We start from the raw sequence: 9572 nt of genomic DNA, 5'->3' as shown, positions 1-9572 counted from the left end.
CGACGTCGCTGCCTGTATCAGTAGCGCGTCGTCCGCATACGTAGCCGAGTGCCACCAGCACGATTGAGTTCAGCGCCACCGGGACGAAGGGAAACAGCAAGCCGGCGCTGATGACGGCCGGCCCGCCGAACACCGCGATCAGGTTGGCGGCCCCGCCTGGCGGATGCAGCAGCGTGTGAACGACATGGCGGCGATAGCCAGCGCCACGGCAATGCCGGTGGCAAGGACAGGTTCATGCACGAACTGCGTCACGATCACGCCGACCAGCGCCGATATCGTGTTACCGCCGATGATCGACCATGGCTGCGCCAGCGGGCTGGCCGGCACCGCGAACAGGAGCACCGCCGAGGCTCCCATCGGCGCCACCAGCAGCGGCACGTGCGGGCCGTTGCCGAGCGCCAGGCCGCCGATCGTGCCGGTCAGCGCAATGCCGATCGTCGCGCCGATACAGGCGATGATGCGCTCGCGCGGCGTCGCGCCGGCAAGGATGGGGCAAAAAGGCGGAAGGCCATGGAATGGCTGAAAACCTCAGACTTGATGCGGAACGCGTCATTGCGGCGTGATCGCCCCCAATGACGCCAGACTGTTGAATTGGGAAGCCAACCCGATCCAAGAACCAGCCGCTTCGGGAAATAGTATTTCGCGATGCCGGCGAACGGTTTGGGGCGGTTCGGGTCGGCCGAACCGGTCTATAGATTTAGAGCTTGCGCGGGTTTTCGGAATCGGTTGGCAAGGAACCCGCTTCATGCGGCGGCGACCGCGGCGAGGCCGCACGCCAGATTGGCCTTGTGAAGGGCCTAGTGCCCTGGGGGCAGATGGAACCATCGGGCTTGTTGCCAGGCAGGCTTGTCGTCACCTTCGCATTTGCGATACGAAATTGTGCATTGCAATATCGGCGGCCCGTCGGTATCATCTTGCTGTCGGCCATCTCCTCCTCCCAGATGGATGCCGATACTGAATGCGGTGCACCTCCTCCCGCGCCGTATTCGAAAATAGAGCCCGCTGCCACCTCCTCCCGGCAGCGGGCTTTTCTTTTGTATGAAGGTAGTTTCGGCCATGGCCGATCTATCGGCGCCTAGAGGAGGCGAATGCTCCGAACCTCCAGGCCCTTCTTGCCCTGCCCGTATTGGAAAGACACTTTCTGCCCTTCCATCAGCACGGTGAGCCCTGAGCGGGTCAGTGCGGTAGCGTGAACGAAGACGTCCTTTTCACCGTTCTCGGGAGCAATGAAGCCGAAGCCCTTTTCGGGATTAAACCACTTGACCGTGCCTCCGCTCTCCAGCTGCGCACTGCTCGCGGCAATGGACTCGCCCGCCAAGCGCTCATCTGCCGGAGTTTTCGGAATCTGCTCGCCGATATCGAGGACTTTGACGATCTGGCGACTTCGTGGACCTTCTTGCGCTGTGACCTTGAGATGCGTCCCCTCGGAAACATCGCGGCTGCCGGCAGCTTCCAACACCCGGATGTGGAGATACGCCTCGGTGCCGGTGGACAGCTTGACGAAGCCAAAACCCTTGCTGGCGTTGAACCAGATCACCTCGGCGTCGACAGCGCCTGGAGTTACGGCTGGCGAGTGCTGAAAGTAGCTGGCTCGGAAGTCCGCTCCGAAAAGGAAACCGGGTCATCGTCATAGCGACGCCGTGGCTGGCGGTAATCTTTATATTTGCTCATCATCGTCTCGACTGGCATGGAGAGCTGCGCTCCCGTCAGAGTAATCTCCATCGTACGATGCGTTTGTGTCAAATGGACATGTGGGCGCATATCTTGCTTCTTTAGGCGACGTTACTGGGCACGGGGCGCCGTGCGAACGGGGGCAAGGCGAAAGCTGCCGGAGCGTACAATTGATGGCTGGCGAGCTAATCGACGGTCGCCTGCGGCTAAAAAGTTTCCAGCACCACTTGATGAGATTGGTTATCTTTCTATATATGTAACCACCCTCACCACACAGACGGAGCGGGATATCATGGCACGTACCAATGACACCCTGGAACTTTCGGGATTTGGCGCGCTCACCGGAACACCGAAGCAGGTTGGCGACCAACTTGATCGGCTGACTGCGGAGCAGGTCATAGCGCTAACGTTCGAGCACGGGAGTGAACCTGCCATCCGCGCGCTCGCGGACACGGTCGTCAGCATCGCGCCTCTCGTTCGTACCATCCTGATGAGGCGCCAACGCGAAGCCATTGGTTCAATAATCGAGGCTCTGGTTCCTCAGGTACCGCCCCCGCAGCATATGCTTGTGGAGGCGCGGATGACGGCCGAGGCGAGAAGGGCAGTGCTGGAAAGCGGTGATTGGCTGACGGCTTCCCAGATCGCCAATATGGCTGGGTTCAGCACCAGCAATCCAAGTGCGCAGCCAAACAAGTGGAAGAAAGAAGGCCAGATCTTTGCGGTTCGGCATCGGGGTGTAGACTATTTCCCCGGCTATGCTCTGGATTCCGCCGGATATCGGCCCATCAAGGCGCTCGCCAAGGTTCTGAGCGTATTTTCCGGGAAAAAGGATGATTGGGGGCTCGCCTATTGGTTTGCATCGGTCAACAGCTCCCTTGGGGGTAAGCGTCCGCAAGATATGCTCATAGCGCAACCCGAGCGCGTTCTTGCGGCCGCCGGGGACGAGTTGGTAGGCGCACTCCATGGCTAAACCAACGATGGGACCGGGATCCCGGACAAGTCCAGTTCCCGTTCCATCGAACAATTTGCAGGATATCATCACCCGAACGATATGGCCGGTGGGCCAAGTTATCCATCGTATTCATCTGAACCTCTATGCCGGCGCGGAATTTAATCCAGGCCTGAAAGGCAATGCCCGGTTCAGCCCGATCAAAAACGCAAATGGGGCCAGTATCCCGACTCTGTACGGCGGAACGACCTTTGACTGTGCGGCGATGGAAACGGTTTTCCACGATGTGCCATTCGCGCCTGGCCTGAAGACCTACGACAAGGTGAAACTGGCCGATCAAGTCTATTCGAAGGTGACGCCTCTGGGCGATTTCGTCCTGGCTGACCTGAGCGTCACTGCGCTAAGGAAACTCGGTATCAAGCGCAGCCAGATCATCGACACCGAGAAGGACGGCTATTCAGCAACACGCCCCTGGGCTGAAGCCATTCACACACAATGCCCAGATATCCAGGGACTTTACTGGGTTTCTCGGCAGGACGATCGGGCTCTGGCCGTGATGCTGTTTGGCGATCGAATTCCGGCAAACATGTTGGTGCATTCCGGCGCGTCGCTCGATTTGACCGGGAACTCTGACGTCTATTCCGCATTGCTCGAACTCGCCGATCGTATCGGCGTAAAGATCGTAGGCGTCAGGTTCTGATGGCGGAAACAGGAGATCGGGGCAATTTGGGGGCGGCAACCTCCCCAGCCGCGCCTTCCGGCGACCGTCTGATCGGAGTGTGCCGCTATCAACGCGCCTCGCCCACGGGGATTCTGACCTCGGAATGATGGGGATTGTCCAGGCTTGTCGGATTGGGATCTTGAACGAGACGCCGAGATAGAGCGGATCCGCGCCCGCCTGAAGTCGATGGCCGCGGAGCAGCGATCCCTTGAGGCGAGACTCGTCGAACTTGAGCAACTGAGTACGCCGCCACTCTCGCATGGTGAGGCCGCATCTGCCGCCAAGACCGCACCGGTGACCAATGCGGCGGCGGCGGCGGAGAAAATTGGTCTGTTCCGGCGCCTGTTCGCCGGCAGAGCGGATGTATATCCCGTTCGCTGGGAAAACAGGAAAGCAGGGCGATCGGGCTACGCGCCCGCTTGCGCCAATGAATGGGTGAAGGGTATCTGCGGCAAGCCGAAGGTTAAATGTGGCGTCTGTCCCCATCAGGCCTTCATTCCGGTTTCCGACGAAATGATCGAGCGCCATCTGCGCGGCGGCACCGCGTCGCGACCCAGCGCCGAAGACTTCGTCGCCGGCGTCTACCCGATGCTGCCCGACGAAACCTGCTGGTTCCTGGCGGCCGATTTCGATGAGGAAAGCTGGTGGGTGGATGCGACCGCTCTGATGGAGACGTGCGAAGCCAGGGGCATTTCCGCTGCCTTCGAGCGGTCGCGCTCCGGCGACGGCGGACATCTTTGGCTCTTCTTCTCGGAGCCCATCCCGGGGCGCGCCGCGCGCCAGCTCGGTTCCCTGCTCGTGACCGAAACCATGGAGCGCCGCCCGGAGATCGGCTTTGCCTCCTACGACCGCTTCTTTCCCAGCCAGGACACAATGCCGATTGGCGGATTCGGAAACCTCATCGCCCTACCGTTGCAGCGGCGTGCGCGGGAACGCGGCAACAGCGTCTTCGTCGACCGGGATTTGCGACCTTACGACGACCAGTGGGCCTTTCTGTCGGTATTGCCGCGTCTGTCCGCCGATGCGGTGAGCCGCTTGGTGGACGAGGCAGAGACGGTGGGGCGCGTGCTTGGCGTGCGCATGTCGGTCGAGGATGAATCGGCGGACGAGCCCTGGCGCGTGACGCCTTCCCGGCGAGTTCCAGTCAGGATCGATGAACCGTTGCCGGGCCGGATCAAGATCGTGCTCGCTGATCAGATCTATGTGGAGCGTTCCGGATTACCTTCCACCATGGTGGCCCTGATCATTCGGCTGGCCGCATTCCAGAATCCGGAGTTCTACCGTGCCCAGGCGATGCGCCTGCCGACCTTCAATAAGCCCCGGATCATCTCCTGCGCCGAGCTCCATCCCAATCATGTCGGCCTGCCGCGTGGCTGTCTCGACGACGTGACCAGGCTGATCCGGGATCACGGCGGTGATGTCGAGGTTGTGGACCGCCAGGAAGCGGGATCTGCGCTTTCCGAAGGCACGCGGTTCCTAGGCGCGTTGCGCGGCAGGCAGATCGAAGCCAGGGAGGCGCTGGCGGCGCACGACTTCGGCGTGCTGGCGGCCGCCACCGCGTTCGGCAAAACGGTCGTCGCCGCAGCACTGATTGCCGAGCGTGCCCGCAACACGCTGGTGCTGGTGCACCGTCGCGAACTGCTCACTCAGTGGGTCGAGCGTCTCAAAACCTTCCTCGCAATCGACCCTCGGCAAATCGGCATTGTCGGCGGTGGGCGCCGCAAGCCAACCGGCATGATCGACGTCGCGCTTATCCAGAGCCTGGTGCGGCGCGGCGAGGTTTCAGACCTGGTCGCCGACTACGGCCATCTCGTCGTCGACGAGTGTCATCATCTCTCCGCAACCAGCTTCGAACTGGTGGCGCGGCGCGCCAAGGCGAAATACGTCCTCGGCCTGTCGGCGACAGTCGCCCGCAAGGACGGACACCATCCCATCATCTTCATGCAATGCGGGGCCGTCCGGTATCGGGCGAGCGCACGCGATCAGACGATCGCAAGCGGGTTGAGCCATCGCGTCCTGGAAAGGCCGACCCGATTCCAGCTTCCTCCATCGCTCGCGGGCGCTGAACGCCCCTCGATGCCAGCGATCTACGCCGCGCTCGCTGCGGACGATTGTCGCAACGACCTGATCTTCGACGACGTTCTCGGAGCGCTCGAGGCGAAGCGGTCACCGGTCGTATTGACCGAACGCCGGGATCATCTCGAACTGCTTCAGACCAGATTTGCCAAATTCACGAAGAACCTCGCCGTGCTGCGCGGCGGCATGTCGGCGGCCGAACGCAAGGCGGCCGAGATCGCCCTTCGGGCGCCGGACGATGAGGAACGCCTTATTCTGGCGACGGGGCGCTATCTCGGCGAAGGGTTCGACGACCGGCGCCTCGACACGTTGTTCCTGACCATGCCGATCGCGTGGAAGGGGACGCTCGCCCAGTATGTCGGACGGCTCCATCGCGAACACCGGGACAAGTCCGAAATTCTTGTTTACGACTATGTCGACGCAACGGTGCCGGTGCTCGCGCGCATGGCCGCGAAGCGGCGGGCGGGATACCGGGCGCTTGGATACCGTCTGGAATAGGGATGGGGGCGGTTGCGACCGGTCGATCCCGAAGCGATCGCGATCTGGTCCCTCGTCGCGAACAACGCAGCTGCATCGAAGCGCCTATGCGCGCGGCCGCAGCGCCTCGAGCAAGGGCCGCAGCTTGTGCTTGCGGCGATGCTTTTCGATCAGCGCATCGATCCTTGTGATCCAGTCCTCGAACCGGCCAGCGGCGTCATGGGCGAGCGCCGCCTTCTCCAGCCATTGCGCCGCCAGTTCATAAAAGCCTGACTGCCCGGCGTCCATGATGTTGGCGGCGATGCGCTCGGCGACATCGATGACCCAGTCGGGATGGCTGGCGTGCGCCGCTTCGACGAGCCGCAGCAGCACGTCGTTCGCTGGATTGCGCAGCGTGTTCTCGACGTCGACGGATCGCACCGCCTCATCGATCATGCCTTCGCCGAGGAAAATCTCGGTCCGGTCGTGGGCGTACGTCGGCGCCGCCAGGCAAGCCAGGAGGTGGGGCCGCAGTTCGGCCCATCCTGGTCCCGCAAGCATCTCGGCCGCTCGAAAATCTTCGAGCGACAGGCTGTGTTCGAAGGCGCTGCCCGCCGCCGTGACTGCAACTGTGTCCCGGCCCAGCGCAGCGGCGCTGTCGCGCAGCCAGCGGGCGAGGCCGACCACTCCGAATAGACGATCGCCTTCCGGTTTCAGGCTCAGTCCCCACCCCGCAAGTTCCAGCGCCGCATCGACTTGCCCCGTCTCTTTCAGGAGGCGCGAAAGCTGGAGGGCCTCTTCGGCGGAGCGGAACCTTTTGCGCGCATAGGCAATCGCATCTGTGCTGCACCCGCGCCGGACCAGCATGGCGGCGTGGTCGCCATGGCGTCCCGCGGCCCTGGCGAGGTTGAGGAATTCGTCCGTCCGCCCGCCGATCTCGAGAACTCGAAGCCGCGCTTGCGTCAGCCGCGCCGTGGTCCAGTCGCCGTGGCCCGAAAGCGGCCAGGAGCGACCCTTTCCCGCAAGAATATCGTCGAGGCCGATCTCGTCCCAGCCTTGTTCGAGCGCGTCGATCGCGACCTGTAGATGGTCGTCGAGGCCGTATTCATCGAGCATGCCCTGCCAGACGTCGAGCCGGACCATCAGGTCGTCCCGTTCCTCCGGGAGAAGGCCGCCCAACAGCACCGCTTCCGCGATCATCTGGCCGAGCACGGGAAAGAACTCGTGCAGGGTCTCGTCCCAGTCGGCCTGTTCGAGCCATGCCGGCACGAGCGCCTCCGTCACCGGCTCGAGAATCCTCAACGCATTGCGTCCGTCCCCGGCTTCGAGAAACGGCTTTGCCTTGTCGATCAGTGCCGCGAAAGCGTCCTCGTCGACGGCGGCACCATTGTCGCTCCAGCGATCTCGGCGCGAAGTGCGTCCCGACAGCAGCGCCTCGGCCTGCCGTTTGATCGGCTCCGGGTCGACGGCGGTTCGCCGGGGGCTGGCCGAAAGCGGGTCCGGCGCGCCGGCGGCAAGCTCGGCCTCGATCCACAGCTCGAATGCCGGATCCTCCTCGGCCCGTCTGGTGAGCAGCGCCGCCAGCGCCTCCCGATCGAGGTTCCGGAGAACCCCGTCAAGGGGTGGTCGCTCCACCACCGAGTCTGGCGTGTCGAGATATTTGAGGAGCACGGCCACGACGTGCTTGCAGGCGCCGCCCCAGTCGTAGGGGCAGGAGCAGCGCGTCGCCGCGACTCCACCCTGGTGCAGATCGACCGTCACCTCGTAGGGCGCGAAGTCGCTGCCTTCGACGTGAGCGGTCAGCCGGTCGCCGCGTCGCATCAGCCCGGAAACGGCCCCGCTGCGCACATAGTCGCGGCCGCGCGCGAAGGAATCGGCGGTCGCCAGAGCGCGCACGGCGTCTTTGCCAAAGGCGGGATCCTTCATGGCTGGTCTTGCTCCTCTGCCTCGATCTCGCCGAACAGCCCTGTCGCGCCGGTCAGGTCCGCCAGCAGCTTTTCCTTGTTGAGCAGCCCGGCATCCTCGAGAGCCTCGGTGTCGGGAAGATCGCGAAGCGTGTCAAACCCGAAATGCAGCAGGAACGCTTTCGTGGTGACATAGGTGTAGGGCGCGCCAAGTGTCGGGCTGCGCGGACCGGACGCGATCAGACCAGCCTCGCGCAGATTGCCGATCAGGTCGCGGCTGATCTCCCGGCCGAAGAACGACGACAGCTCGGAGCGCGTGATCGGTTGGAAATATGCCACACACATCAGCACCAACACCTCGGACTGCGTGAGGTCGGTCGCGCGCCCGCTGACACCGACGGCGGCGCGGATGGCGTCGGCATAGGCCGGCCGTGTCAGGTGTTTCCAGCCGCCGGCGACCGCGACCAGGTCATAGGGGCGGCCGCGCAGCTCCTCGCGGATGTCGTCGATGAGGAGGTCGAGGTTGCAACTGGCGCCAACCACTCGCGCGAGCACACTACGTGTGACCGGCTCACTCGCCGCGAAGACGGTTGCTTCGACGCGGTTCATCCATTCCCGCCAGCGCACCTCCGGCGGCAGGTGATCGAGCTCGCGGTCCAACAGATGATCATCTGACCGGCCTTTGCCTCGTCTTGTACGAGAGCCCTCCACCATCCGCTACAGCCCGTAAATGCGGAACGTGGTGCGGCCGGACAGCTCGCGCACCGCGCCAAGATCGACGAGACGGTCGAAAAGGCGGCGCAGGCCGCGATCGCTCATGCCGGCGATCTTCTCCGAGGCGACAATTGCGTCGCCGGACAGCAGTTTTTCGACGACGCGATCCGACGCCCGGGCGCGCAACTTCGGCGCCACCGCGAGCAGCCGATCCGCGCGGCGTCCGAGCTCGGCGGAAAGATCGATGGCGCGCAGCGCTGCGCGCGCGTGCGCGAAAAGCAGTCCTTTGGTCTGGTCGGGTTGGCGCTCCACGCCAGTCGCCAAACTTGTTCCCGGGCGTCGTGCGCGCGCGAGCTTCGCCCCCGGCTCGGCCTCCGTGCCCAACAACGGCACCGCATGGCCCCAGCCAAGCCGTTGCGCCAGCAGCGCATCCGCGAACCATGCTCCCGCGCGCCCAACACCATGCCGTTCCGCGCTGGCGAGCGCCCCACCCAGGATTGCGACCACCCCTTCGGCGCCGGCGAGTTGCCGAAGGTCATCCAAAAGATCAGATACCGTCCCATCGTCGCGTGCGAGACCCAGATCGTCCAGAACCTCGGCGATGCCCGGCTCGCTCAGCAGTTCCTCCGTAGGCCGCGTGGCCAACCGACGCCAGGCCAAAAACATCCGGCCGGCGGGGCCGACGTCATCGCCGGGGCGGGTCAGGAGCACAGCATCGCGCAATGGTACTTCATCCTCGACGCGGCCCGCTTGTCTTGCCGTCACCGCGCCGGCAGCAAGCGCTAGCCGCTGCCGCCAGGCGCCAGCCCATCGTTCTTGCCGGCGCACGACTGCATCGAGCGCGCCGATAGCGGCGCCGGCCATAATCGCGGCATCCTCCAGCGTCTGCGGCTGCCGCGCGGCCCGGCGCAGCCAGGACGGCACCGGCGTCGGCGTCGCGAGTGCGAGCGGCTCGGCATGGGCAGGTTCGACAACGTGCGGTCGGGACGGTTTCGGGCGTAGAATCATTATCGACAGGATGAACCACGGCGGCGCTTTTGACAATAATTTGAACCAAAACCGCCGCGCTCGTCGACAGGCT

The 9572-nt window shown here is 63.8% G+C and carries 7 protein-coding genes and 1 pseudogene; 3 read left to right on the top strand and 5 right to left on the bottom strand.

The genetic code is table 11. The features are described from left to right. Both AC07FD_RS29545 and AC07FD_RS29540 read right to left on the bottom strand, forming a co-directional pair. Positions 1 to 489 (bottom strand): annotated as a pseudogene (locus AC07FD_RS29545) (HPP family protein); the annotation flags it as partial. Between the two features lie 586 nt (positions 490 to 1075). After that, positions 1076 to 1537, bottom strand: coding sequence for a cold-shock protein (locus AC07FD_RS29540; protein WP_478352712.1), 462 nt, complete (start codon positions 1535 to 1537; stop codon positions 1076 to 1078). Between the two features lie 426 nt (positions 1538 to 1963). On the opposite strand from AC07FD_RS29540, the gene AC07FD_RS29535 reads away from it, so the two are divergent. The 3 genes from AC07FD_RS29535 (at position 1964) to AC07FD_RS29525 (ending at position 5915) form a co-directional block, all read left to right on the top strand. Then, positions 1964 to 2641: a hypothetical protein gene (locus tag AC07FD_RS29535; RefSeq protein ID WP_478352711.1), complete on the top strand. Its 678-nt coding sequence runs from the start codon at positions 1964 to 1966 to the stop codon at positions 2639 to 2641. Further along, positions 2634 to 3320, top strand: a complete 687-nt coding sequence (locus AC07FD_RS29530; protein ID WP_478352710.1) for an RES family NAD+ phosphorylase — start codon at positions 2634 to 2636, stop codon at positions 3318 to 3320. Before AC07FD_RS29535 ends, AC07FD_RS29530 begins: the two co-directional genes overlap by 8 nt. Before the next feature lie 207 nt (positions 3321 to 3527). Then, on the top strand, positions 3528 to 5915 hold the full coding sequence (locus AC07FD_RS29525) for a TOTE conflict system archaeo-eukaryotic primase domain-containing protein (protein WP_478352709.1): 2388 nt from the start codon (positions 3528 to 3530) through the stop codon (positions 5913 to 5915). 84 nt (positions 5916 to 5999) lie between these two features. Here AC07FD_RS29525 and AC07FD_RS29520 read toward each other — a convergent pair whose 3' ends face one another. The 3 genes from AC07FD_RS29520 to AC07FD_RS29510 are packed head-to-tail and all read right to left on the bottom strand — an operon-like array spanning position 6000 to position 9499. Next, positions 6000 to 7799: an SWIM zinc finger family protein gene (locus AC07FD_RS29520; protein ID WP_478352708.1), complete on the bottom strand. Its 1800-nt coding sequence runs from the start codon at positions 7797 to 7799 to the stop codon at positions 6000 to 6002. Next, entirely contained in the window at positions 7796 to 8491 is a 696-nt protein-coding gene (gene scpB, locus AC07FD_RS29515) for an SMC-Scp complex subunit ScpB (protein WP_120017790.1), read from the bottom strand. Before scpB ends, AC07FD_RS29520 begins: the two co-directional genes overlap by 4 nt. Positions 8492 to 8494: 3 nt before the next feature. After that, complete coding sequence (locus AC07FD_RS29510) at positions 8495 to 9499, bottom strand: DUF1403 family protein (protein ID WP_379016878.1); 1005 nt, start codon at positions 9497 to 9499, stop codon at positions 8495 to 8497. Positions 9500 to 9572: the final 73 nt, after the last annotated feature.

This window comes from Mesorhizobium waitakense (genome assembly GCF_056431085.1).
This window is presented reverse-complemented; position numbering and strand designations above follow the sequence as displayed.